We start from the raw sequence: 24,912 nt of genomic DNA, 5'->3' as shown, positions 1-24,912 counted from the left end.
CTAGTCCAGGAGAGCCAAGACCGGTGCGGCGAGCCGGAGCTTGCCGACCGCTGCACTGCCGCCCATCACCGGGGGGACCACCTTGGACAGGACTGCGCTCACCTTGTCGGCGTCGACGGCGCCGGTGGCAGCCAGGAGGGTCAGGCCCACCAGGGTGGTGGCGCGAATATTGCCGTCGAGTACCTTCAGGGCGAGGGAGACTCCGGTGTCGGTGCCCATGACGAGGACGCCTTCGGCGCCGTTCTTGGAGATGATGCCGAGATCCTCCATCACCACCGAGTTTTCGCGGCCCCGGCCGTGGACGGCCCAGGGGTAGTCGAGCATTGCGGTGGCAATGGTGGCGGCGCGGGCGTCAGCGTTCTTGTCCGAGGGTGCCTTGGAGAACTTGCCGATACCGCGGGCGAGCCCCGTCAGTGAGACGGCGGCGAGGGGCGCCCCGCAACCGTCGATACCCCAGTGGGAGACCTTCTCCTCCGTGTACTCCTCGATGACCGCGGCGACGCGTTCCTGCAGCGGGTGGGACGGGTCAAGGTAGGTGGAGTGGTCCCAGTTGTTCTCGGTGCAGGCCCACAGGAAAGCGGCGTGTTTACCGGAGCAGTTGAACGCGATGCGCTGCTTGCCCTTTTCCGTGCGGATCAGCCAGTTGCGGGCTTCCTCGTCCTGGGGCCAGTCGGCCGGGCACTGGAGGTGCTCCTCCGAGACTCCCGCCGCGCTGAGCATGGTGCGGACCACGTCCATGTGCTCGTGCGATCCCACATGACTGGCCGCAGCCAGTGCCACCTGTGGGCCACGCAGCGGCACCCCTGACTGCATCGCAGCAAGCGCCTGAAAGGGCTTCAGTGTGGAGCGGGGGAAAATGGGGGCGTTGATGTCACCGAGCTCGGTGACCACAGTGCCGTCAGCGGCCAGGATCACTGCCGATCCCAGGTGGCGTGACTCGATGAAGCCGTTGCGTTCCAGGACTGCGAGTTCGACGGCATCGGCGGAGGAGAAAGTCTGAGGCATGAGACAAGTATCGCTTATCGGCTGTCGAGGTGGAGCTTGTGCCCACCGGAGGAACGGACATCCGGTGGGCACAAGGTTGGTGGCTGACTATTCGGCGGTGAACTGCACTGACTGCCAGCCTGAGGCGCCGTCGGGTACCGTGTCGGCGCGTTCCTCGGTCTGAACGCCGTCGGGGTCGTAGGCGCGGGCGCGGACGGTGTGGGAGCCCGCTTCGACGCTGATCTCATGGGACCACTGCCGCCAGGTGTCCACCGAGGCTTCAGCGGCGAGGGTGGCTTCTTCCCAGTCGCCGCCGTCAATCTGGACTTCCACCTTGGTGATGCCGCGGTGCTGGGCCCAGGCCGTGCCGCCGATCATCGAGGTACCGGCCGGTACCTGGGCGAAGGAGCGGGGGACCTCGACGCGGGCCATGGTCTTGATGGGCCCCTGTTCGGACCAGCCGCGGTCGGTCCAGTAGGCGGTCTTGTCGGCGAATCGGGTGACCTCAAGGTCGACTACCCACTTGGTGGCCGACACATAGCCGTACAGGCCGGGCACTACCATTCGGACGGGGAAGCCATGCTCCAGCGGTAGTGGCTCACCGTTCATCGAGATGGCGAGTATCGCGTCGCGGTCATCCTGCAGGATCGGCAGGGGAGTGGAGGCGCTGAAGCCGTCGGTGCTGGTGGACAGCACCATGTCGGCGCCGCCCGTGGGCCTGGCGCGGGCCAGCAGGTCGCGAAGCGGGTAGCCGAGCCACTTGGCGTTGCCCGCCAGGTTTCCGCCGACCGGGTTGGACACGCAGGTGAGGCTGATGTGGCGTTCGATCAGGTCGGCGTCGAGCAAATCCTGGAACGTGAGGGTGAATTCCTCTTCGACCATCCCGTGCACGCGCAGCTCCCAGGTTTCCAGGTCGACCTGCGGCACGCTCAGGGCGGTGTCGATCCGGTAGAAGTCCTGGTTTGGGGTCAGCCAGGGGACGACGCCGTCGACTCCGGCCTCCACACCGGCGGGGATGGCCGGCGCGGCGCTGGCAGGGGTGGGGAACGTGAGGGCCTCGCGGGCCATGGTGACCGTGTTGCGGGCGCCAGCAATGGCGCGCCCTCCGGCGGCCGCGGCACCCGCGATGACTGCGGTGATGCCTGCGGCGGCGAAGAAGGTGCGGCGGCTGGTGCCGGTGACGGGGGTGTTGGTGCGGCGGCTGGTGCCGGTGGCAGGGGTATTGGTGCTGGCCGCGTCCTGGGTGGCATCGGAGCGGCCGGGGGCCTGATGCAGCGCACGGATCAGGTAGCGCAAGGCCAGGAGACCGACGGCGGTGCCAACCACCGTGGGGACAGCGTCGAGCAGGGTGGCGCCAGCTCGCGACACCACAGCGGCGACAATGACGGCGCCCATCAGGACCACACCGGCTACACCGAGCACCCATTTCCGGTAGGCGACCACACCGAGGACGGCGGCAAGGAGAACGATGGTGACGCCCATGCCGACGAAAAGTGCCACCTTGTCATTGGTGCCGAAGGTGGCGATCGCGAAGTCTTTCAACCACGCGGGAGTGAAGTCGATGAAGGTGGAGCCGAGGGCGATCAGGGGTGCGGCGCGGGCGGTCAGGAAGGAACCCAGCAGTTCCGCCACGCCCAGCACCAGGCCAGCACTGACGATCCCGGCTAGTGCTGCCAGCATGGATTCCTTGCGCCCGGGGCGTCGTAAAGCTTTCATGCACCTTATTCGGAGTGGTGCGCCGTGAGTATGGGTCGTCACAGGGCCGATTGCCCCGTCACAGCTTCGCGAGGATCCGGCCGAGACAGTACGCTGAACTACTGTGAAGGTTCTAGTGATAGGCCCCGGCGGCCGCGAACACGCCCTTGTCCGTGCACTGCTATCCGACCCGTTCGTCCACGAGGTGCATGCCGCCCCCGGCAACGCGGGGATCGGCAGTATCGTCCCCACCCATGACGTCGACGCCGCTGACCCAGGCGCCGTGACGGCCCTGGCCCGGTCTCTGGACTCGGACCTTGTGGTGATCGGCCCGGAGGCGCCGCTGGCCGCTGGAGTAGCTGACGCGCTACAGGCTCAGGGTATCCCCGTCTTCGGTCCGTCCCGGGAGGCCGCCCAGCTTGAGGCGTCCAAAGCCTTCGCCAAACAGATCATGGCCGCGGCCAACGTGCCCACCGGCATGGCACGGGTTGCGTCAGACGCCGGGCAGGCCGCTGAGGCGCTTGACATCTTCGGCGCACCCTATGTAGTCAAGGATGACGGTCTGGCCGCTGGCAAGGGCGTCGTGGTGACTACCGACCGGACCGAGGCGCTGGATCATGCCCAGGCCTGCTTCGATGCTGGCGGCACGGTGGTCATCGAGGAATTCCTTGATGGACCCGAGGTGTCCCTCTTCGTACTCTCCGACGGCCGCAACGTGCTTCCGCTCGCCCCGGCCCAGGATTTCAAACGCATTCACGACGGCGACCAGGGACCGAATACCGGCGGCATGGGAGCGTATTCGCCCCTGGACTGGGCGCCGGCGGGACTGGTCGACGAGGTCATCGACCGGGTGGCGCAGCCCACCATCGACGAGATGGCCCATCGCGGCACACCGTTCGTCGGTGTGCTCTACGTTGGGTTGGCCCTGACCACCCGTGGCCTTCGTGTCATCGAATTCAATGCCCGGTTTGGTGACCCCGAGACACAGGCCGTGCTGGCCCGGTTGAAGACCCCGCTGGGCGGGGTGCTCATGGCTGCCGCCAAGGGCGGACTGGACCAGCTCGAAAGTCTCAATTGGTCTCCTCAGTCGGCAGTGGCAGTGGTCCTCGCCTCGGAGCGCTACCCGGATGCTCCACGCACGGGCGACCGCGTCCGCGGTCTGAAGCGGGCCGAAGCGATCGACGGCGTCCAGGTGCTGCACGCCGGAACCGCCCTGAAGCACGGCAAGGTGGTCTCGGCTGGTGGCCGGGTACTCGCCGTCGTCGGGCTCGGAGATGACCTGACGGACGCCCGCGACAGGGCCTACCGTGGGATTGCCGAGCTGAACCTCAAGGGCGGGCAGTTCCGGCGGGACATTGCGTTGAAGGCCGCGCACGGCGAGGTGGTGGCGCCCGCTGTCGCCTCCCCGTTGTCGCCGCTGTCCGCCGCGTCGGCGGCCACCCCTGCGGGGGCCTGAGCGTGACGTTTGCGCCGTCGTTCATTGACGTACCCGGGTGGAAGCACCGCTATTCGGGAAAGGTACGTGACCTGTACTCGCCCCTGACCGGACCCGAGGACCGGGTGCTGGTGGTTGCGAGTGACCGGATCAGTGCCTATGACTTCGTGCTGGCCTCCGAGATCCCGGACAAGGGCCGGGTCCTGACCCAGCTGAGTCTGTGGTGGTTTGAGCAGCTGGCCGAGGTGCCCAACCATGTGCTGTCGACCGAAGTGCCAGACGTGGTCGCCGGACGGGCGATGATCTGCCGGAAGCTGGAGATGTTCCCGGTGGAGTGCATCGCCCGCGGGTATCTCACCGGGTCCGGGCTGCTGGAATACCGCTCGTCGGGAACGGTCTGCTCGCTTCCCCTGCCGCCCGGTCTGGTGGACGGGTCCCGGCTTGAGCCAGCGGTGTTCACGCCGTCGGCGAAGGCCGCGGTGGGGGATCACGATGAGAACATCGCGTACGACGACGTCATCGCCACCGTGGGTGCGACCGTGGCGGAAGAACTGCGTCGGCTGACCCTGGCCATCTATGGTCGGGCGGAGGAAATTGCCCGGTCTAGGGGGATCATCCTGGCGGACACGAAGGTGGAGTTCGGGCTGTCTACCGACGGGCAGATTACCCTCGGCGATGAGGTCCTGACGCCCGACTCGTCACGTTTCTGGGATGCCGCCCTGTACGCCCCCGGACAGGCGCAGCCGTCCTTCGACAAGCAGTTTGTCCGGGATTGGCTCACCTCGGATGCGTCCGGGTGGGATAGGGCCTCCACCCCGCCGGAACTCCCCGCCGAGATCATCGAGAAGACCCGGGGACGTTACATTGAGGCCTACGAGCGGCTGACAGGCCTCACCTTCGCCTAGCCTTGCTCCTGTTCATGTCTGGTGGGTGGGAAACCGTGCCGGGCGGGCACGAAAAAGGCCCCGCGGGTGGCTACTTGTCTGCCTTCTTACAGTGCCGCGAGGCCTTTTCTGCTGGTCGGGGTGACAGGAATTGAACCTGCGACCTCGTCGTCCCGAACGACGCGCGCTACCAAGCTGCGCCACACCCCGATGCTGCTCGGCGAGTGCTAGAAACGGCCCCCTGAGCAACTTCTCAAGGATACCCGAGCACACGGGGATGCAAAACTAGACGAGTGTCTCCTGCCAGGCGGCATGCAGGGTCGCGAAGCGCCCGTCGCCGCCGATCAGCTCCGCCGGGGTGCCATCCTCCACCACCTCGCCGTCGTGCACCACAAGCACCCGGTCGGCGATCGCGACCGTGGACAGCCGGTGCGCAATGATCAACGCCGTCCGGTTGCCGAGCAGCTTCTGCAGGCCCTCCTGCACCAGCCGCTCGCTGGGGATATCCAGGGATGAGGTGGCCTCGTCCAGGATCAGCACCGCCGGGTTCGCCAGGAATGCGCGGGCGAAGCTGATCAGCTGTCGCTGCCCGGAGGAGACCCGGCCGCCACGTTTGTTGACATCGGTGTCGTAGCCCTCGGGCAGGGACCTGATGAACGTGTCGGCGCCCACCGACCTGGCAGCCTGCTCGATTTCTTCGCGGCTGGCCTCCGGCTTGCCCAGGGCAATGTTGTCAGCCACGCTGCCGCTGAACAGGAATGCTTCCTGCGTCACCATGACGACGGCGCGCCGCAGGTCACGGGGGTCGACCTCCCTGATGTCGACGCCGTCCAGGGTGATGCTGCCCGAGGACACGTCGTAGAACCGGGCGATCACTTTCGCCAGGGTGGACTTGCCGGCACCGGTCTGACCGACGAGGGCGATGGTCTGCCCGGCTGGGATCTTCAGGTCCATGGTGGGCAGGATGAGTGGGCCGTCGCCGTACCTGAACTCCACGCCGTCGAACTCGATCGCTCCCCGAGGGTGTTTCAGCGGCACGGGGTGCTTCGGAGGGCGCACCGTCGGCACCTCCTCGAGCAGCCCCGACACCTTCTCCAGCGCTGCTGACGCGGACTGGAACGAGTTGTAGAACATCGCCATCTGGTCGACGGGCTGGAAGAACCGCTTGCTGTAGAGCAGCAGGGCGAGCAGGGCGCCGACCGCCAGAGTCCCGTCGAGGACCCGGAACCCGCCGACCAGCAGGACCACCGCAACCGTGACGTTGCCGATCAGCACCAGACCCGGCTGGAAGACGCCGTTGAGGTTGATGGAGCGGACGGTGACCTTGCGGTAGTCCTCGGCCAGCTCGTCGTATTTCGCGGCGTTGGCTTCCTCGCGTCGGAAAGCCTTGACAGCACGGATCCCGGTCATGGTTTCGATGAAGTGGACGATCAGCCGAGCAGACACCACCCGGGAGGCACGGAACGCGATCTGGGAGTGCTTCTGGTACCAGCGCGCCAGGAAGAACATCGGCACGGCGGCGACGAGAATCAGCAGACCCGTCCGCCAGTCCAGGACGAAGATGGTGATCGCGGTGAACAGCATGTACATGACGCCGGAGGCGAGGGAGCTAACGCCCGAGTCGAGAAGTTCGCGCAACGCCTCAAGGTCCGAGGTTTGCCGGGAGATGATGCGCCCCGAGGTGTACTTCTCATGGAATTCAAGACTGAGCCGCTGGGTGTGCCTGAAGACGCGCAACCGCAGATCCAGCAGCATGGCCTGGCTCAGCAGCGCCGTCGCCCGGACATACCCGGCCGTCAAAAACGCAGTCAGGACCGCCGCAATCAGGTAGGTAAGGCCGGCGAGCCAGAGGTACGTCGGGTCGCCGTCGAGCAGTGATGGCAGGGCGTTGTCAATGCCGAACGCGATGATGGCCGGGCCAGCCACCCGGGCGGCCTGCGACCCGACCACCAGGGAAATGGTCCAGATGAACTGGCGCCGGTTGGGGCGGATCAGGGAGCCCAACAGGCGGAAGGAGCGTGATCGAACCGACTTGTTCTGGGCCTTGGACAGGAGGACGTCGTCCTCGTTGGTCACGCCCGACGACGTCTCTCCGGAGGCGCGCGATCCCTTGTTCGGCTGTGGTGATGTGCTCACGTGAGCGCTCCCTCGTCGTCGTTCTCCAGGTCTTCGAGCTCCGCGTCCAGATCGGTCGGCCCGTCTGGCAGGCTTGCGATCACGTAGCGGTAATGCGTGTTCCTGGCCAGCAGTTCGGTATGGGTACCGACGTCGGTCACCCGGCCGTCCTCCAGCAGGGCCACCCGGTCCGCAAGGGCAACTGTCGACGGCCGGTGGGCGACAATCAGGGTGGTGGTGTGAAGGAGAACCTTGCGCAAGCCTTCCTCCACCAGTTCCTCGGTGCGGACATCCAGGGCCGAGAGCGGGTCGTCGAGCACCAGCACCCGGGGTTTCGACGCAATGGACCGGGCCAGGGCAATCCGTTGCCGCTGGCCGCCGGAGAGGCTCAGTCCCTCCTCCCCGATCAGGGTATCGACTCCGTCAGGCAGCGAGTACGCGAAGTGCGCCTGAGCGACCTCAAGCGCCCCTTCAAGGATCTCGTCGGCGTGTTTGTCGTCCCGGGGCTCCGCGCCCATCAGGACATTCTCTCGGACCGAGTTGGAGAACAGGGTCGTGTCCTCGAAGGCGACCGACACATGAGTGCGCAGATCGGCGATAGAGATGCTCCGCAGATCCGTGCCGTCGATGGCGATGGATCCACCGGTCACCTCATAGAGGCGGGGGACCAGCTGCAGCAGGGTGCTCTTGCCGCACCCGGTGACGCCTACCAGCGCCATCGTCTCCCCGGCCCGCAGGGTGAGGTTGATGCCGTTGAGCACATCGGGGGTGCCCTCCTCGGCGTCGGGGTAGCGGAAGTGCACATCGGTGAAGGTCACGTCGCCGCGCGGATCGGCCAGCCGGACCGGCTCCTCGGGATCGGTAATGGTGTTGACGGACTCCATGACCTCGTAGTGGCGGTCAATGGCCGTTTTGGCGGTGAAGGTCATGGCGAGCAGCGGGCCGATGAACTCGACCGGGGTAGCCACCACGGCGGCGGTGGCGAAAAAGGCCACCAGGGCGCCGATCGACAGGTCGCCGTTGGCGGCGAACAACACGCCAACCACCAGTGACGCACCCAACGCCAGCTCGGGCAGCAGGGTGACGATCAACGAGAAGTTGGCCAGCGAGCGTGCCTTATAGATCTCGGTTTGCCGTAGTTCCTCGGCCTGCAGGTTGAATCCCTCGAGGGCCTCCCTGCTGCGGCCAAACGCTTTCAGGACCCGGATGCCGTGTACGGATTCCTCGACAGTCGTGGCGAGGTCCCCCGCCTGGTCCTGACTCTTCCGCGAAACCTTGCTGTAGGAGGTGCGGAACCGGAAGCCGTAGATCATGATGGGCAGCGCCGCTGCCAGGAAGATCAGGGCCAGCACCCAGGACGTGAGAAACATGATCACGACGCCGATGACCACGGTCAGCGACGTCACCACCAGCATGATCAGACCGAATGCCATCCACCGGCGCATCAGGTTCAGGTCCGTCATGGCGCGGGAAAGCAGCTGGCCGCTGCCCCAACGGTCGTGGAAGGCGACGGTGAGATCCTGCAAATGGCGATAGAACGAGGTCCGCATATTGGTTTCGACGGTCGTCGCCGGAGCGATGACGAACTGACGACGCAATGCAACGAAAGTTGCTTCGAGGACGCCGAGGAGCAGGACCACACCAGCGGCAATCCAGACGGTCGACGTCGCGCCCCCGACGGCGAGCGCATCGTTGATCAGCACGCGGAAGACCTGGGGGATAGCCAGGGCCATGAGACTCGCGCCGAGCGCGCAGACGAGGCCCAGGATCAGCCGCGGCAGGATGGGCTTGATGTGTGGGTAGAGTCGGCTCAGCGATTCCCACAGGGTGGTTTGAGTCTGCATACTTCTGTCTCTGACACTTCGGAGGCGGATCTACCCGGAAGGGACATTTCGTGTCCCGTAGCAACTATCCTATGTCAGAGTGTTGCCGCTGCGTCAGCGGGCTCAGACTACCGCGCGGTGAGAGTGAGCAGCACTGCCTCGGGTCGGCAGGCGAAGCGGACCGGCGCGAACCGCGACGTCCCGATTCCCGCTGACACGTTGAGCGGTATGCTGCGTCCCTCGTGCTCCCAGTCGGTCAGGCCGCGGGCCCGCCAGGTGGGGAGGTCGCAGTTGGTGACCAGGGCGCCGTAGCCGGGAATGCAGACCTGACCGCCATGGGTATGGCCGGCCACCATCAGGTCCGCGCCGCCGGCGGTGAAGTAGTCCAGCACCCGCTGGTAGGGGGCATGAGCGACGGCAATCTTCAGGTGTCGTGCGTCGGAGGAGGTGCTGCTGCCCGCCGGGTAGCCAGCGTAGCTGTCGCGGTCGATGTGGGGATCATCCACCCCGGTGAAGTCGAGCCGGAGGTTGCCCATGGCCACCGACTGGGACCGGTTGGACAGGTCAATCCAGCCCGCGTTCCCGAAGCCCCTGAACATCTCCGCCCAGGGCAGGGACTTTGGCTCTCGTCCGGTGCGGTGCTTTGACGGTCCAGAAAAATATCGCAGCGGGTTGTTCAACACTGGCGCAAAGTAGTCGTTGGACCCGGGGACAAACACGCCGGGAATCTGCATCAACGGGCCGAGGGCCTCCAGCAATGGTTCGACACCCTTGGGGTGGCTGAGGTTGTCGCCGGTGTTCACCACCAGATCTGGTTCCAGGCGGGCCAGCCCCTGCAGCCACTGGGTCTTCGCGGCTTGCCGGGGCGCCATGTGGATGTCCGAGAGGTGCAGGATTCTCAGCGGGCGGCTACCCGGCGGAAGGATCGGCAGGCTCTCCTCGCGCAGCTGAAACAGGTTTCGTTCCACCAGCGAGGCATAGCCGAGGCCAGCGACAGCGAGCGCTGCCGTTCCTCCCAACGCGATAGTCGTGGCGTCGAGCAGCTTCGATGAACCCAAAAGTTAGTCCTCGTCTTCGTTGTTGTCTGGGTCCTCTGGGCTGTCTCCCGGCGGGGCATCAGCGGGCGGGCCGCTGTTCCCTGGATCGCCCTGGTTGTTCCCGGGCCTCCCGGTCTGGTTGCCGTTGCCGGGCTGGGTCTGGGTGGTGGGGCGCTGCGCGTTGAGCATCCGCTGAGGGGGGTCGACGAACTCTTCGGCTGGGTAGAGACCGGGGATCTGCTGCATGAAGCGCTCCCAGGAAGGAGCCGCCACGAAAGCTCCGTCAATTTCCTCGTAGATCTGTCCACCAATCTGCAGGTCAGACAGTGAGACGCTGTTAGCTTTCCAGTTCCCGAGCCAGCTCGCGGTAGCCATGCCTGAGTTGTAGCCCATGAACCAGGTCTGGGACCGGTCATCATTCGTTCCGGTTTTCCCAGCCATGGGGACGTCGCCGTACTCAAGAAGCTGACCTGATCCACGTTCCATCACTGCCTCGGTGGCGTAGTTGATGCCACGCGCCAGTTCCTCGGGAATAGCCTGCTCGCAGGTTTGCTCTGGAACGGGGAAGCTGGTGCCGTCTACAGCCACCACTTCGGTCAGCGCCCGTGGTTCACAGGTCAGCCCCTCAGCTCCCAGCGCAGCGTAGGCAGTCGCCATGGACATGGGGGAGACCTCACTGCCGCCACCGATCAAAGCCGATGGTAGGACCTGCAGCGGCGTGTACTCGCCCTCAGAGCTCTTACCGTCGTGCACACCCAGGTCTGCGGCGATCTGGAAGGGTGAGCAGAGGTCGATCTGATTGGCCGTCTCCATGGTGATGGTGTTGTACGACTGTGCCAGCCCGTCAAGGACCGAGTAGTTGCCGTAGTTGATGTCGCCGTAGTTCTGTGGCTCGTACGGCTCAGGCCCGGGGTTCTCCCAGTAACCATTCTGGAGGCAGCTGGCCTCCCATCGGTCCCCCACGGGGTAGGCCTTCTTGCTGCCGTTGACCACTGTGTTCAGGGCGCGACCGTCTTCCAGCCAGCCTCCGACTGCGAATGGCTTGAAGGTCGATCCGGGCTGGAACCCGCCAACGCCGCCCAAGGGCTTGGCCGGGTCGCCACCCTCATACAGGTCCACGTTGAAGTTCAATACCGAATCGCCTGGTTCGGTGCCAGGCATGTACCTGGTGTTCTGAGCCATCACCAGGATGTTGCCGGTGCCTGGTTCGATGCTGACCATCGAGTGTCCTACCGAGGGATCGGTCGAGTCGCGGCCTGCAGTTTCCTGGATGGCCGTCTGGGCAGCAGTCTGCGCAGCAGGATCGAGCGTCGTCGTGATGGTCAGGCCCGCGCGGTACAGGGTGTCCTGGCGTGCCTCGAGAGTTTCTCCGTAGGCGGGATCGTTCAGGATCAGATGGGTGACGTAGTCACAGAAGTATGGTGCCTGCTCGGCGCCCACGCAGCCGCTGAGCGTTGGGGTGACGGCCAGGCCAAGATCGGTGGCGACGGCGGCGTCGTACTCCTCCTGGGTGATGTGGTTGTTCGACAGCATGGCGCCCAGCACCAGGTTGCGGCGCTCCAGGGAACGCTCCGGGTTAAGCTCCGGGCTGTAGAAGGTGGGCCCATTGACCACGCCTGCCAGGAGGGCCGCCTGCTGGATGTTCAGATCAGCGGCCTCAACGTTGAAGAAGTACCTCGACGCTGCCTGCACGCCATAGGTGGTGCCGGTAAAAGGCACAATGTTCAGGTAGCCCTCAAGGATCTCGTCCTTGCTGAGTTCCTTCTCGACGGCGATGGCGAGTTTCGCCTCGCGGAGCTTGTCGCCGAGGGTTTTTCCGCCGCTGAACGTGACCGATCCGTCGCCGCTCTGCAGGCTCGCGTCGATGAGCACGTTATTGACGTACTGCTGGGTGATGGTGGAGGCGCCGCGGGTGGTGTCGCTGCTGACGTTGCTGACGACGGCGCTCATGATGCCCTGCAGGTCCACGCCGCCGTGGTCGTAGAACCGGGCGTCCTCAATGGCGAGGAGGGCGTTCACCATGTTGGGGGACACCTGGTCGAGGGTGACTGGCTGCCGGTTCTCCTCATACAGGGTCGCGATGAGCGACCCATCCGAGGCGAGAATCCTGGACGGCTGGGCCAGAGCCCCGCGCTCCAGTTCCGCCGGCAGCTCTTCGAAGAACTGAATCGACGCGGAAGCGCCGGTACCCGCCGCCGCAGCGACTGGGACCAGTAGACCCGCAGCAAGCACCCCGCTCAAAGCACTGATTCCGAGAAACGCAATCATCTTCCCCAGGGTGGTTGCTGTGTCAAAGATCGGTGATTTACGAGCAGCCATTACTCCAGTTTACAAGCACGCGCTAGTCTGTGAACCATGACCAAATGGGAGTACTCCACAATTCCGCTCATCATCCACGCCACGAAGCAGATCCTGGATCAGTGGGGAGACGACGGCTGGGAGCTGGTGCAGGTCGTTCCCGGACCGGACGGCAAGGGCCTCGTCGCCTACCTGAAACGAGAGAAGAACCAGTCGTGACCAGCGCCGACAACCCAACATCAGCTGTCGAACAGCGGCTGCTGGACCTCGGAATCACTCTCCCGGACGTTGTGCAGCCACTGGCTTCCTACGTGCCGGCAGTGGTGACGGGCAACTACGTTTTCACCGCCGGGCAACTGCCACTTATTAACGGTGAACTCCCAGCTTTGGGCAAAGTCGGTGCCGAGGTGACACCCGAGGCCGCAAAAGAGTATGCAGCGACCTGCGCGGTGAACGCCTTGGCCGCAATCAAATCCCAGATCGGTGATTTGGACCGGATCAGCCGGATCGTGAAAGTGGTCGGGTTTGTCGCCTCCGATCCCAGTTTCACGGGTCAGCCTCAGGTGATCAATGGTGCGTCCGACCTCCTGGGACAGGTACTCGGCGATGCCGGTGCCCATGCCCGCTCGGCTGTCGGCGTCGCAGTGCTTCCCCGCGATGCGCCGGTGGAAGTCGAGATTATCGCGGAGTTCGTCTGATTCCTGTGGGCCACATTAGTAACCGTCTTTTCCCAGTTCCCGAAGACCAGCTCGGCGCCGCGCGAAGCTGGGTCGAACACGGCGAGCGGACACCGGTCAAACCGCGTCTGGCCTCGTCGGTCATCCTGATCCGCGATGCTCCTCCGGGGACTGAAACGTACCTTTCGTACCGGCGTGGCGAATCCCCACTGGGGATCGTCGCGTTTCCCGGCGGCAGTATCGAGGAGTCCGACGACGACGACGTCGCCTGGTTTGGCCCCGCTCCCGCCCAGTGGGCCAAGGCGATGGGGATCGATGACCTGTCTGTGGCGCGCCGCCACGTGGTGGGAGCCATCCGGGAACTGTTCGAGGAAACCGGCGTGCTGCTGGCGGGGCCGGATGCCGTGTCCCTTGTGGACGGCAGCAGGAGTCCCGAATGGATGAAGGCCCGTGAGGACATTGCCACCCAGGAACGGTCGTTTTCGGACATCCTGGCCCGCCGGGGTCTGGGGCTCCGTACCGACCTGCTGAAACCGCTAGCGCACTGGCTTAGCCCCGATTATGCCCACCGCCGGTTCGACACCCACTATTTTGCGGCGGCCCAGCCGACCGGCCAGGAAGCTACAGCGCTCGCGAGTAAGGGCCTGTGGGGTGAATGGCGCTGCGCCTCGAGGGAAATCGCGAAGGCCGATGCCACCACCTTGGGCGATGAAGTGGGTCAGCCCAACACGGTGGGCCGTGCGCTTGATGAGCTGACCGTACCAGCGGTGCGTCTGATCCTGGAGAAGATTGGATCCTCGAAGGGGTGCGTGGCCTATCTGACCCATAAACGGCCCATGAAGGTCTACTACCCACACCTGGTGACCCCCGCCGAGGAGGCGGATCCGATGCTCGAAGTCGCTTGTTCCGTAGCCACCGAGGGCGGATCCGGCCAGCGCGGTCGCTAGCCTGGCCAGACCCGCTCACCCGGTTGACTCAGGACCGGATGCTCTAACGTGGCTTCCGGGGTACCTTCGCTTCCTCCAAGGGCTCATGTCCTTCCTCGATCCGCGCGAAGGCGGGATCGTCGGCGTAGGACTTCAGCCTAGCGATGCGATAAATAATCAAAGCGTAGACTGCTTTGGCTGCAATATCGGCGATGGAATAGCCGCCTTGTTTCAGGACCCATGCGTCGGCGCCTGAAATGCCAAGTAGCGGCAGGGCATAGGCGATCGGATAGACCAGCCAACTTGCGAGAAGCAGGATCCGAAGGCGGCTAATAAGCGTGCGGACCTGCGCCGGCTGACGATCTAGCGATTTCGTCAGTTCGACGAACAATACATACAGGATAAAGATAAACGGAATTGTGGAGAGGACTCCCCACAGGACCCGAACATTGTCTGAGGTACTAATCTCTCCGGGGTATCCGAGCAGGATCATCAGTGTCGCAGCGGGAACCAGTTTCCACAGGAGGCTGGTTTGCACTTTTCGCGCGAGGGCCAGCACTGCGATGAGCTCGACCAGTAGCAATGGCACGGTTAGCAACCAGTCGACATACCGGTACCCCTCATTAAACGACGCGCCCTCGGCCTGCGTATACGTCCCCCGTCCGCCGACGGCGTCCGTGACGAATGCGTCCTTGAACGAGTCAAAGATCCGGAAGTAGTGGTAGGCGGCAATGCCGCAGACCACCGCTGCGATGACAAGTGCCTGCCGATACCGTGGAAGGACGCGCGGGAGAACCAGGACGAGGAAAACGGCCGTAAACAGTTGTGAAGCGATAACCAGTGAAAGCAGGTTGTAGACAGTGTCGAACTGACTCTGGGTCAGATCCTCAGGAATCATGGTTGTGCTCCTTTGCACAGAACAAAACGAACCCTGCATGGCGGCGGATGATGGGATTCATCCCGTCCCGCTCGATGCGTGAAAGAAATTCTACGCTGTGTAGAATCCCCAGCCAAGGCTTTTGTTCAAGCAAAAGTGGGCGTCTACATCACCAATTCTTGAGGAGCCATAGAAAAAGACCGGGAGCATGGTGCTCCCGGCCTTTTTCTATGGACTGATGAGGGTGTGACGCTAGCGGCTGCGCTGACGCAACCGCTGGATGTCGAGGATGACGACAGCGCGTGCTTCAAGGCGCAGCCACCCGCGCTGCACGAATTCGGCGAGAGCCTTATTGACGGTCTCACGGGAAGCGCCGACCAGCTGGGCAAGCTCTTCCTGCGTCAGCTCATGCGCAACCAGGATGCCGTCGGTGGCCGGACGGCCGAACCGGTCGGCCAGATCCAGCAGGGCCTTCGCTACACGGCCCGGTACGTCGGAGAACACCAGATCAGCCAGCGACTCATTGGTGCGGCGCAACCGGCGGGCCAAAGCCTGCAGCAGCTGGGCGGACACCTCGGGGCGGGTCTCCAGCAGAGTGCGCAGGTTCTCGTTCTTCAGCCCGGCGAGGCGCGTCTCAGAAACGGCGGTGGCCGTAGCCGTCCGGGGGCTGGGGTCGAACAATGCCATTTCACCGAACAGCTCACCCGGGCCGAGGATGGCCAACAGATTCTCGCGGCCGTCCTGCGCGGTGCGACCGAGCTTGATCTTGCCGGACACGATGAAATACAGCTGGTCGCCCTGATCGCCCTCGCGGAAGACAGACGCTCCCCGCGAGAGATCCACTTCGGTCAGCTCGTCGGTGAGTGCGGCGAAGACGTCGTCGCCCAGCGAAGCGAAGAGTGGCGCGCGGCGCAGTACCTCGATGTCCATGAATTCTCCTGATAAATTGTCGGCTCATTCCATCTTGCCGTACATAACGAACTTGTGACACCTGCTACACGCGTGTTCGCCGTCGGAATAGCCGATTTGCCTCCCATTTGAGCGGAAACGCCGGAAAAGCCCGTGCGACGGCCCGAAATGAGGAGTCGGTGAGCGCTCAGGGGATTGTCAGTACCGCCGGATAGACTCACGTGGATAACGGAGGCGTCGCGCCTCCCGAGGATCAGGGAGAGCGCACGTGCCGGACTTCACCATTTTGGACATCCTGCTGGTGCTGGCACTGGTCGCTTATCTCGTTGCCGGCCTTCGCAACGGCTTCCTCGTGACCCTCGGCGGGATCGCCGGTTTCGTTGCCGGAGCGGTGGCAGCTTTTTTCGCCATTCCGCTTGTCAGCCAATGGGTCCCCGACGACGCCTGGCGGCTGCCGGCCATCATCCTGACCGCCCTCGTCCTGGTGGTTGTTGGCCAGGCGCTCGGGTCACGGCTTGGCGGAGGTATCCGCCGCGCCCTGGATTTCCGGCCGGTGCGACTGGTTGACCGGCTGTTGGGTGGAGCGGTGAACGTGGTCGTCGCAGCTTTGGTGATGTCGATGCTGGCGTTCAGCATTGGCACGCTCGGCATGCCGGTGATTTCCCAGTCGATCGCCTCCTCGCAGGTGATCAGGGGGATCGACAATCTGACGCCCGCCCCAGTGCGCACCTGGATGGCGCAGTTGCGGACCATCGCTGTCGACGACGGCATCCCCACCATTCTGGAAAGCGTGGCGCCTGCTTCCCCGATGCCGGTGCCGGATGCTGCAGTCGATACCCCCGAGCTGGCGGCGGCTTCGCAATCGGTTCTGCGAATTGCGGGCACCGCGTTCCAGTGCGGCCAGAACCAAACTGGGTCGGGCTTCATCATTGCTCCGGGACGGGTGGTGACGAACGCTCACGTGGTCGCGGGGGTCAACGAACCGGTGGTGGAGGTTCCCGGCGGAGGAGCGCTCCCCGGCCGGATCGTCCACTTCGACGCAGTTCGGGACATCGCAGTGCTCGCCGTTGACGGGTTGGACCGTGCACCGCTGCCGCTCGGCGAGGATCTCGCCATCGGGGACACAGCGGCGTTCGCCGGGTACCCCGCCGGCGGCCCGTTCCAAATCCAGCCCGCCAGCATCCAGAATCGCAGTGATGTCCTGGTAGCCAACATTTACGGCGCCGATCCATCGTCAGTCAACGTGTATAGCCTCGCGGCGAACGTACAGCAGGGTAACTCGGGCGGCCCGCTGCTGGACATGCAGGGTCGGGTAGCGGGCGTAATTTTTGCGAAGTCCACCCAGGATGCGCCGGTCGGGTATGCACTGACGTTGGCCGAACTACAGCCCATCGCCGAGCAGGCGGGTGTCTTCACTGACACCGTGTCTGCCGGTCAATGCAACAGCCGCTAGCCCTTTAGCAGAAGTTGCGGGTTATCACTGATGCCGAGGTACCACTGGTCCTGCGTGGGCGAATAACAGCGGGCTTCGACGAGCGCGAACCGACGGTACCACCCGGCTGTGTCGAGCCGCTCAGCCATGCCAATCCCTCCACCACGATGGCTAAACCGTCTCCCTAGCCCGTGACTGAAGAGGTAGGCGGTCGGCAACGCGTAACCAAATCGTAACCACATCTGTGAGGTAAATCCCATCTGAGCCCATCCTCGGGGTTAGGCTCGTTCCACAGATGCTCCGCTCCGGCGAAGCCATCAGGGCATCACGTTACGTGCACTGCCTCCCACTCGTACATGAGGAGCACAACATGCAAGAAAGCGCCACACCGCCGCGCAGCTCACGCCCCGCAAAGAAGCGGGCCGCTGTGGTCACGGCAGGATTGGCAATCGGTGCGCTGTTGCTTTCCGGCTGCGTCGAAAGCCAGCGGGACGAAGGCACCGCCGACGGGGGTGAAGCGACGGTCGATTCGACGTTCGTTTTCGCGGCGTCGTCGGACCCTGCGTCCCTTGACCCCGCCTTTGCCAGCGACGGCGAGACCTTCCGGGTCAGCCGCCAGATGTTTGAGGGTCTCGTCGGAGTAGAGCCCGGCACCGCCGACCCTGCTCCGCTGCTCGCCGAGTCGTGGGAGACCACTGAGGACGGCCTTTCCACCACCTTCGCGCTGACGGAAGGTGTCACGTTCCACGATGGCACCGAGTTCAACGCCGAAGCCGTCTGCTTCAACTTTGAGCGTTGGTACAACTGGACCGGTGTCGCGCAGGCGCCATCCGTGTCCTACTACTACAACAACCTGTTCCGCGGGTTCGCCGATTCACCCGACGCAGCTGTCTACGAATCCTGTGAAGTGAACGGGGACCTCGAGGCGACCGTCACCCTGGCGCAGCCATTCGCCGGGTTCATTCCCGCCCTGTCGCTGCCGGCCTTCGCCATGCAGAGCCCGACGGCGCTCGAAGAGTTCGCTGCCGATGACATTGGTGGCTCCGCCGAAGCACCCGCGCTGAGCGCCTATGCCGAGGGCAACCCGGTAGGTACCGGCCCGTTCAAGTTCGACTCCTGGTCGGTGGGTGAGCAGTTGCAGCTATCCACCTATGAGGACTACTGGGGCGAGCAGGGCGACGTGGAAACCATCATCTTCCGCGTCATTGACGACCCGCAGGCGCGCACGCAGGCCCTGCAGGCTGGCACTGTCGACGGGTTTGACCTGGTGTCGCCGGCCGATATCCCCACCCTTGAGGACGAGGGATTCATGATTGTGCCTCGTGATCCGTTTACCATCCTCTACCTGGGTCTGAACCACGAGGTTGAGGAGCTCAGCGATCCCCTGGTGCGCGAAGCGATCCACCACGCCATCGACAAGCAGGCACTGATTGACCAGACGCTTCCCGAAGGAACACAACTGGCTACCCAGTTCATCCCCGACGTCGTCGACGGCTACAACGAAGATGTCACCACCTATGACTATGACCCCGAACGGGCCATGGAATTGCTGGAGGAAGCTGGCTACGCGGACGGTTTTGAGGTCGAGTTCAACTACCCGACCAACGTTTCACGGCCGTACATGCCAACGCCCGAGCAGGTCTTCACCAACCTGACCGATCAGCTGGCCGCCGTGGGCATCACCGCAACGCCAGCGCCTGACGTCTGGACGCCTGATTACCTGGACAAGATCCAGGGAACAGCCGACCATGGGATTCACCTGCTCGGCTGGACCGGTGACTACAACGACACCGACAACTTCCTCGGTGTGTTCTTCGGCCAGGAGAAGCTCGAATTCGGCTTCGATAATCCTGAGCTGTTCGACGCCCTGAGCGAAGCCCGCGGCATGACTGACCGTGACGAGCAGACTGCAGCCTACGTGGACATCAACGAACAGATTGCCGAGTTCAACCCGGCCATCCCGTTGGCTCACCCGGCGCCGTCGCTGGCCTTCGCCGAGCGTGTCGCGTCCTATCCGGCAAGCCCCGTCAATGACGAGGTCTTCAATATGATCGAACTCAACGAGTAAGAGCATCAGCTGACAGGAGAGCCTGGCCAGGTGGCCCGGCTCTCCTGTTGTTCGTTGGACAGTGTTTGATCCGTTCCTGAAAGGACCCCGTGCTACGCGTCATAGGTAAGCGCCTCGCGCTGCTGGTACCCACGTTGATCGGCTTGTCGATTCTGTTGTTCCTGTGGGTGCGCAATCTACCCGGCGGCCCGGCCACCGCCCTGCTGGGCGAGCGAGCCACCCCCGAAGCGGTGGCGAGGGTCAACGAGCTCTACGGCTTCAATGAGCCGATCGTCTCCCAATACTTCACCTACATGGGCAAGCTCCTGCAGGGTGACTTCGGCACCTCGATCAACACCGGTCGTCCGGTGCTTGAAGAGTTCGCCACCCGGTTCCCCGGGACCGTTGAACTTACGATCGTCGCCTTGATCTTCGCCATCGGGATCGGTATTCCCCTCGGCTACCTGGCCGCCCGCTATTACGGGCGATTCGTGGACCACGGTTCGGTCGTGTTGAGCCTCCTCGGCATCACCGTGCCTGTCTTCTTCCTGGCCTTCATCCTCAAATACCTGTTCGCCATCCAATGGCCGATCCTGCCTCCGGACGGCCGACAAGATCCGAGGATGGACGCCACCCATGTGACCGACTTTTATGTCCTTGATGGCATTCTCACTGGTGAATGGGACGCCGCCTGGGATGCGTTCCAGCATCTGATCCTCCCCGGCATCGCGCTGGGCACCATCCCACTGGCCATCATTGTGAGGATCACCAGGGCATCGGTGCTCGAAGTCCAGAACGCCGACTATGTCCGGACCGCCCGCGCCAAGGGTTTGCTGGAGAAGACCATCCGGAACCGTTTCATCCTTCGCAACGCGATGCTCCCCGTGGTCACCACCATCGGGCTCCAGGTGGGCCTGCTCATCTCCGGTGCGGTGCTGACTGAGACAGTCTTCGCGTTCAACGGGATCGGCAGGTTCCTGCGTGATGCGATCTTTGGGCTCGACTATCCAGTGCTCCAGGGGTTCATCATCATCATTGCCATCCTGTATGCAGTGATCAACCTCATCGTTGACATTTCCTATAGCATCATCGACCCAAGGGTGCGTGTGAGTTGAGTACAACATTGCCTCCGGCCGCTGGCGGCGGGCCGACCCCCACTGAGCCAAGCATTCCCGACGGCGCCGGCACCGGACTGTGGAAGGAAGCGTTCCGTCGGCTCAGGAAGAACCCGCAGGCCATAGCCGGGGCCATCATCGTGGGATTGTTCCTTCTGGTGGCGATTCTCGCCCCGGTGCTGGCACCCTACGGTGGGAACGAGCTTCCTGGTCGAACCGAAATCACGCCCACCAACATTCCGGGGCCGGGCGAGATCGATGCTTACCCGCTCGGTTTGGATCGCTTCGGCGGGGACCTGCTGAGCAAGCTCATCTGGGGCGCGCAGGCGTCACTTCTGATCGGTGTCGTTTCGACTGCGCTCGGCCTGATCGGCGGTATGGTGCTGGGGCTGCTGGCTGGGGGGCTCGGCGGATGGGTTGACAGCCTCATCATGCGGTTTGTCGACATCCTCCTCTCGGTGCCGAACCTCCTGCTCGCCGTGAGTATCGCTGCGATTCTTGGGCAGGGCCCGTACGCGGTGATGATCGCCATTGGTGTCTCCCAGATACCGATCTTCGCGCGGCTTCTTCGTGCGTCGATGCTGTCCCAGCGGGGCTCGGACTACATCCTTGCCGCGCAGACGCTGGGGCTCAGCCGCTCGACCATCACGCTGAGCCACCTGCTGCCGAACAGTGTGGGACCGGTTATTGTCCAGGCCACCCTGACGCTCGCCACCGCAGTGATTGATGCTGCAGCACTGTCGTTCCTCGGGCTGGGCGGCGGCCTGCCGCAGACCGCCGAGTGGGGCAGGATGCTGACCTACGCCCAAAGCGAGTTGGCCAACTCGCCGCAGCTGGCGTTCCTGCCAGGTATTTGTATCGCGGTGACGGCTCTGGGCTTCACCCTGCTGGGCGAGTCGCTGCGCGAGTCGCTGGATCCCAAGACCCGCAAGAAGTAGGTAGCCTCAACCACAACGCAAAAGATCCCGGCACCACAGGTGCCGGGATCTTTTGCGTTACTGCTGTGCTAGGCGATGTTCAATTCGTTGCCGGGAATCGACGCCAGCAGCTTCCGCGTGTACGGGTGGCGCGGGTTCTGGAAAACCTCTTCGGAACTGGCGGCCTCGACCAGCTCACCGTCCTTCATCACGCAGACGTAGTCGGAGATCAGGCGGACCACCGCGAGGTCGTGCGAGATGAACAGGTAGCTCAGGCCGAGTTCGGACTGCAGATCGCCGAGCAGCTTCAGGATCTGAGCCTGAACCAGGACGTCCAGGGCAGACACCGGCTCGTCGCAAATGATGAGCTCTGGCTTCAGTGCCAGAGCGCGGGCGATCGCCACCCGCTGCCGTTGCCCACCGGAAAGCTCCGAGGGGTACCGGCGCAGGGCGGTGTGCGGGAGGGACACCTGGTCCATCAGCTCGCGGACCCGGGCGCGCCGTTGACTCTTCGAGCCCCGCTTGTAGGCGTTCAGCGGTTCCTCGATGATCCGTTCAATGGTGAACATGGGGTTCAGCGATGAGTACGGGTCCTGGAACACCGGTTGGACCCGCTGCCGGAAGTCGGCCAGCTGCGCCTTGTCCAGGGTGCCGACATCCATCCCATCGAACGTCATGGTGCCCGACGTCGGTTCGATCAGCTTCAGGAGCATCCGCGCGGTGGTGGTTTTCCCTGAACCGGACTCACCCACGATGGCGACGGTCTGCCCCCGCGGCACGTCGAGGGTGACATTTTTCGCAGCATAGAAATCTTCCGAGCTGCCGCGACGCTTGTAGACCTTGGTCAGATCCCGGATCTCGACGATATTCTTGCCCGCCTCGGAGGCGGCGGGGACAGCCGAGGCGGTCTCGCCCTGGTGCTCGGCAAAGGCCGCCTCGGCAGCTTCCGCGCGCTTGCCTGCGTCCGCGGTGTAGGCGCCGGGCCGCAAGCGGACGGCAGCCACACTGGGGGCCGCGCGGACGAGGGATTGGGTGTACGGGTGCTGGGGGTCGTTGAGGAGCTGTTGCGCCGGTCCGGCCTCGACTACCCGGCCGCGGTGCATCACCACCAGATCCGACGCGCGTTCGGCCGCGAGGCCCAGATCATGGGTGATCAGCAGCACCGAGGTGCCGAGCTGCTCGGTCATCTGGTCGATCTGGTCGAGGATGGTCCGCTGCACTGTGACATCAAGGGCACTCGTTGGTTCGTCGGCGATCAACAACCGCGGCTGGCAGGCCATACCGATGGCGATCAAAGCACGCTGCCGCATGCCTCCCGAAAACTCGTGAGGGTACTGTTTCGCCCGCTCACCGGCATCGGGCAGTCCGGCGGCGGTGAGCACCTCGATGACGCGCTCTTTAACGTTCTTCCTAGTGGCCATCCCGTGGACCAGCAGGGTCTCGGCAACCTGCGTGCCGATCTTCGAGACCGGGTTGAGGTTGGACATCGGATCCTGGGGTACCAGGCCAATCGCCCGGCCCCGGATATCGCGCATTTTCGCTTCGGAGAGGGTGGCAAGGTCCTGGCCCTCGAACAGGATGCTGCCGCCGGTGATTCGGCCGTTGGAGGGCAGCAGGCCGATGCAGGACATCGCCGTCGTCGACTTTCCTGAGCCGGACTCGCCCACGATCGCGAGGGTCTTCCCGCGTCGCAGGGCGAAGCTCGCATTCTCGACGGCGACCACATCGCCGTAGGAGGTGCTGAAGGTTACGGCGAGGTCCTTGACCTCGAGAAGCGGAGCATCGCTGGGGACGCCGTCAACGGGTGTGATGTCGATCATGCTTCTATCGTCCCTCATGTGGGGTCGTAACCGGCGGATCCGGGGGAGAGTTTTTCGATCAGGAAGTCGACGGCGTACCGGTAGCCGCTGATCCCGGCGCCCACAATCACGGCCTCCGCCACGGCCGACAGGTAGGACTGGTGCCGGAATTCTTCCCGCCGGTGCACGTTGCTGATATGCACCTCTACCGTGGGAAGGCCGACGGCGGCAATCGCGTCGCGGAGGGCGACTGAGGTGTGGGTGTAGGCGCCCGCGTTGATGACGATACCGTCGGCTGCCCCCGCGGCAGCCTGGATGGCGTCGACCAGTTCGCCCTCATGGTTGGACTGCAGGCACGTGACAGCCCAGCCGTGACGCGCGGCAGCGTCGGCGGCGAGAGCCTCGACGTCGGCGAGGGTTCCGGTGCCGTAGGTGGCTGGTTCGCGGGTGCCCAGGAGGTTGAGGTTCGGTCCGTTGATGATCAGGAGCGTGGTGGTCTTCGGCATGGCTTAACTATGCCCCACCCCCGGGCGCGCCAAAACGCGTCGGGGAAGGTGGTGTTGCGGTACTTAGGCTGACATCGGAGTGACGTCGGCTGGCTGGGTGACGTTGGCCGTCCTGCGGAGGCGAACAGCGGCGAGCGCCCCAGCGACTGTCACCAGGCTCATCACCGCAAGGACAATTCCGGGGTGCCACCAGGCGCCGTCGGTAGCTGTACCGAGGACCTGGGTGATGGAGGGGGCGAATCCGGCGACAATCGCTGCCAGGCTATAGGCGAAGGACAGTGCAGTGAACCCGGTGCGTGGGTCGAAGATGTCAGCCATCAATCCGCCGAGCGCTGCCCAGCTCGCGGTCGGCAGGATGCCGCCCAACAGGATGGCGGCCACATAGGTGGGTGCATCGGCAATGCTGATGACCCAGTACAGCGGGAACGCGATCAGGGCCGTACCGATAGCTCCGCCCGCGACCACCTTGGCCGAGCCAATCCTCATGGCCAGATAGCCGAATGCGGGGATGGTCAGCAGTTGCAGAAGCGAACCGATCAGGGCGGCGTTGAGCACGGTCTCCTGGCTGAGTCCCAGACGCTGGGTACCGTAGGCCTGGGTGTAGGACACCATGAGGAAGTAGGAGCCGATACCGAGCACCGCAGCGGCGGCCGCGACGGCGATTGCGGCCGGCTGACGGCGGATGACCTCGAAGAACGGAATGCTGGCGCGCGACTGGGTCTGGACAGTCTCCTTGAACACCGGTGTCTCGTCGATGGCGAGCCGGAGGTAAAGGGCGATGCCCAGGAACGGGAATGCCAGCAGGAAGGGGATGCGCCAGCCCCAGGTGGTCATGACGTCCGGCGCAACAACAGCAAGGATTAGGAACACCAGCGAGATGAGCATGGTGCCAACGGGGGAGCCGAGCTGGGGAATCGAGGCGTAGAGCGCCCGCTTGCGTGGCTCCGCGTGCTCGGTGGCGATCAGGATGGATCCGCCCCACTCACCGCCGAGCGACAGACCCTGGAGGAGGCGAAGTACGGTCAGCAGGATGGGCGCCCAGACACCAATCACGCTGTAATCCGGGAGCAGGCCGACCGATCCGGTGGCCAGGCCCATGAGCACGATCGTCCAGATGAGGGTTTTTTTGCGGCCGATCCGATCGCCGAGGTGGCCAAATAGGATGGCACCCAGGGGGCGGGCGACGAAGCCCATCGCGAAGATCAGGAACGCTGAGAGGGTGCCCGCAAGGGGATCCTGGGCGGCGAAGAACACCTGGTTGAAGACCAGTGCGGCGGCGGTTCCGAAGACGTAGAAGTCGTAGGACTCGAGCGTGGTGCCTACAAACGAGGCGGCAGCGGACTTGCGGGCCATCTTGCGGTTGGCAGCCGGAGACGGGCCAGTGGTCGCGGAAGCGGTGGTAGTAGACACGTTTGGAAATTGTCCTCGGGCCGACG

The 24,912-nt window shown here is 64.2% G+C and carries 20 protein-coding genes and 1 tRNA gene; 9 read left to right on the top strand and 12 right to left on the bottom strand.

The features are described from left to right. Both ABD059_RS11405 and ABD059_RS11400 read right to left on the bottom strand, forming a co-directional pair. Nucleotides 1-1,005, bottom strand: a complete 1,005-nt coding sequence (locus ABD059_RS11405) for an asparaginase (RefSeq protein ID WP_343880082.1) — start codon at nucleotides 1,003-1,005, stop codon at nucleotides 1-3. Nucleotides 1,006-1,092: 87 nt separating this feature from the next. Next, complete coding sequence (locus ABD059_RS11400) at nucleotides 1,093-2,700, bottom strand: molybdopterin-dependent oxidoreductase (protein ID WP_343880080.1); 1,608 nt, start codon at nucleotides 2,698-2,700, stop codon at nucleotides 1,093-1,095. Nucleotides 2,701-2,803: 103 nt separating this feature from the next. Between ABD059_RS11400 and purD the strand changes: the two genes are divergently transcribed. Both purD and ABD059_RS11390 read left to right on the top strand, forming a co-directional pair. After that, nucleotides 2,804-4,135, top strand: a complete 1,332-nt coding sequence (purD, locus tag ABD059_RS11395; RefSeq protein WP_343880078.1) for a phosphoribosylamine--glycine ligase — start codon at nucleotides 2,804-2,806, stop codon at nucleotides 4,133-4,135. A gap of 2 nt (nucleotides 4,136-4,137) precedes the next feature. Next, entirely contained in the window at nucleotides 4,138-5,019 is an 882-nt protein-coding gene (locus tag ABD059_RS11390) for a phosphoribosylaminoimidazolesuccinocarboxamide synthase (protein ID WP_343880076.1), read from the top strand. 112 nt (nucleotides 5,020-5,131) lie between these two features. On the opposite strand, the gene ABD059_RS11385 is transcribed toward ABD059_RS11390, so the two are convergent. The 5 genes from ABD059_RS11385 to ABD059_RS11365 all read right to left on the bottom strand — a co-directional run bounded on the left by ABD059_RS11385 (nucleotide 5,132) and on the right by ABD059_RS11365 (nucleotide 12,292). Then, nucleotides 5,132-5,208 (bottom strand) — tRNA-Pro (locus tag ABD059_RS11385). A 75-nt stretch (nucleotides 5,209-5,283) separates the two neighbouring features. Continuing rightward, the gene (locus tag ABD059_RS11380) at nucleotides 5,284-7,134 is read right to left on the bottom strand and encodes an ABC transporter ATP-binding protein (protein WP_377959547.1); all 1,851 of its coding nucleotides are present in this window, start codon (nucleotides 7,132-7,134) and stop codon (nucleotides 5,284-5,286) included. Continuing rightward, the gene (locus tag ABD059_RS11375) at nucleotides 7,131-8,957 is read right to left on the bottom strand and encodes an ABC transporter ATP-binding protein (RefSeq protein ID WP_343880074.1); all 1,827 of its coding nucleotides are present in this window, start codon (nucleotides 8,955-8,957) and stop codon (nucleotides 7,131-7,133) included. The genes ABD059_RS11380 and ABD059_RS11375 overlap by 4 nt, the downstream gene beginning before the upstream one ends. A 107-nt stretch (nucleotides 8,958-9,064) precedes the next feature. Further along, entirely contained in the window at nucleotides 9,065-9,994 is a 930-nt protein-coding gene (locus ABD059_RS11370) for a metallophosphoesterase (protein ID WP_343880072.1), read from the bottom strand. A 3-nt stretch (nucleotides 9,995-9,997) separates the two neighbouring features. Further along, nucleotides 9,998-12,292, bottom strand: a complete 2,295-nt coding sequence (locus tag ABD059_RS11365) for a transglycosylase domain-containing protein (protein ID WP_343880070.1) — start codon at nucleotides 12,290-12,292, stop codon at nucleotides 9,998-10,000. Nucleotides 12,293-12,328: 36 nt separating this feature from the next. Here ABD059_RS11365 and sp36 point away from each other — a divergent pair, with 36 nt between their 5' ends. Genes sp36 through ABD059_RS11350 form a run of 3 tightly spaced genes read left to right on the top strand, consistent with a single transcriptional unit; the run spans nucleotide 12,329 to nucleotide 13,895 of the window. Next, entirely contained in the window at nucleotides 12,329-12,490 is a 162-nt protein-coding gene (gene sp36, locus ABD059_RS11360) for a Sp36 family protein (protein ID WP_343880068.1), read from the top strand. Then, nucleotides 12,487-12,969: a RidA family protein gene (locus ABD059_RS11355; protein WP_343880066.1), complete on the top strand. Its 483-nt coding sequence runs from the start codon at nucleotides 12,487-12,489 to the stop codon at nucleotides 12,967-12,969. Before sp36 ends, ABD059_RS11355 begins: the two co-directional genes overlap by 4 nt. Before the next feature lie 5 nt (nucleotides 12,970-12,974). Then, entirely contained in the window at nucleotides 12,975-13,895 is a 921-nt protein-coding gene (locus tag ABD059_RS11350; RefSeq protein ID WP_343880064.1) for an NUDIX hydrolase, read from the top strand. Between the two features lie 43 nt (nucleotides 13,896-13,938). Here the strand turns inward: ABD059_RS11350 and ABD059_RS11345 are convergent, their stop codons facing one another. Together ABD059_RS11345 and ABD059_RS11340 are read right to left on the bottom strand one after the other, a co-directional pair. Further along, nucleotides 13,939-14,772, bottom strand: coding sequence for a bacteriorhodopsin-like (locus tag ABD059_RS11345; RefSeq protein ID WP_343880062.1), 834 nt, complete (start codon nucleotides 14,770-14,772; stop codon nucleotides 13,939-13,941). 231 nt (nucleotides 14,773-15,003) lie between these two features. Continuing rightward, entirely contained in the window at nucleotides 15,004-15,681 is a 678-nt protein-coding gene (locus ABD059_RS11340; RefSeq protein WP_019483148.1) for a Crp/Fnr family transcriptional regulator, read from the bottom strand. A 247-nt stretch (nucleotides 15,682-15,928) separates the two neighbouring features. On the opposite strand from ABD059_RS11340, the gene ABD059_RS11335 reads away from it, so the two are divergent. From ABD059_RS11335 to ABD059_RS11320, 4 genes are all read left to right on the top strand, one after another. Further along, nucleotides 15,929-17,113 (top strand): MarP family serine protease, encoded by a 1,185-nt coding sequence (locus ABD059_RS11335; protein WP_343880060.1) that lies wholly within the window; start codon nucleotides 15,929-15,931, stop codon nucleotides 17,111-17,113. A gap of 349 nt (nucleotides 17,114-17,462) precedes the next feature. Next, nucleotides 17,463-19,160 carry an ABC transporter substrate-binding protein gene (locus ABD059_RS11330; protein ID WP_343880058.1) on the top strand — a complete coding sequence of 566 codons (1,698 nt, stop codon included), beginning with the start codon at nucleotides 17,463-17,465 and terminating at the stop codon, nucleotides 19,158-19,160. An 89-nt stretch (nucleotides 19,161-19,249) separates the two neighbouring features. After that, nucleotides 19,250-20,254: an ABC transporter permease gene (locus ABD059_RS11325; RefSeq protein WP_343880056.1), complete on the top strand. Its 1,005-nt coding sequence runs from the start codon at nucleotides 19,250-19,252 to the stop codon at nucleotides 20,252-20,254. After that, the gene (locus tag ABD059_RS11320) at nucleotides 20,251-21,192 is read left to right on the top strand and encodes an ABC transporter permease (RefSeq protein ID WP_343880054.1); all 942 of its coding nucleotides are present in this window, start codon (nucleotides 20,251-20,253) and stop codon (nucleotides 21,190-21,192) included. The genes ABD059_RS11325 and ABD059_RS11320 overlap by 4 nt, the downstream gene beginning before the upstream one ends. Before the next feature lie 68 nt (nucleotides 21,193-21,260). Here ABD059_RS11320 and ABD059_RS11315 read toward each other — a convergent pair whose 3' ends face one another. The 3 genes from ABD059_RS11315 to ABD059_RS11305 form a co-directional block, all read right to left on the bottom strand. Beyond that, nucleotides 21,261-22,991, bottom strand: a complete 1,731-nt coding sequence (locus ABD059_RS11315) for an ABC transporter ATP-binding protein (RefSeq protein ID WP_343880052.1) — start codon at nucleotides 22,989-22,991, stop codon at nucleotides 21,261-21,263. A 14-nt stretch (nucleotides 22,992-23,005) separates the two neighbouring features. Continuing rightward, complete coding sequence (gene aroQ / locus ABD059_RS11310; RefSeq protein WP_343880050.1) at nucleotides 23,006-23,476, bottom strand: type II 3-dehydroquinate dehydratase; 471 nt, start codon at nucleotides 23,474-23,476, stop codon at nucleotides 23,006-23,008. Nucleotides 23,477-23,539: 63 nt separating this feature from the next. Further along, complete coding sequence (locus ABD059_RS11305; RefSeq protein WP_343880048.1) at nucleotides 23,540-24,886, bottom strand: MFS transporter; 1,347 nt, start codon at nucleotides 24,884-24,886, stop codon at nucleotides 23,540-23,542. Nucleotides 24,887-24,912 lie beyond the last annotated feature (26 nt).

The sequence above is a fragment of the Arthrobacter flavus genome (assembly GCF_039526005.1).
Taxonomy (GTDB): Bacteria; Actinomycetota; Actinomycetes; order Actinomycetales; family Micrococcaceae; genus Arthrobacter_D; species Arthrobacter_D flavus.
Note: the sequence above shows the minus strand (reverse complement) of the source record. Positions and strands in the feature narration are given on the sequence as shown.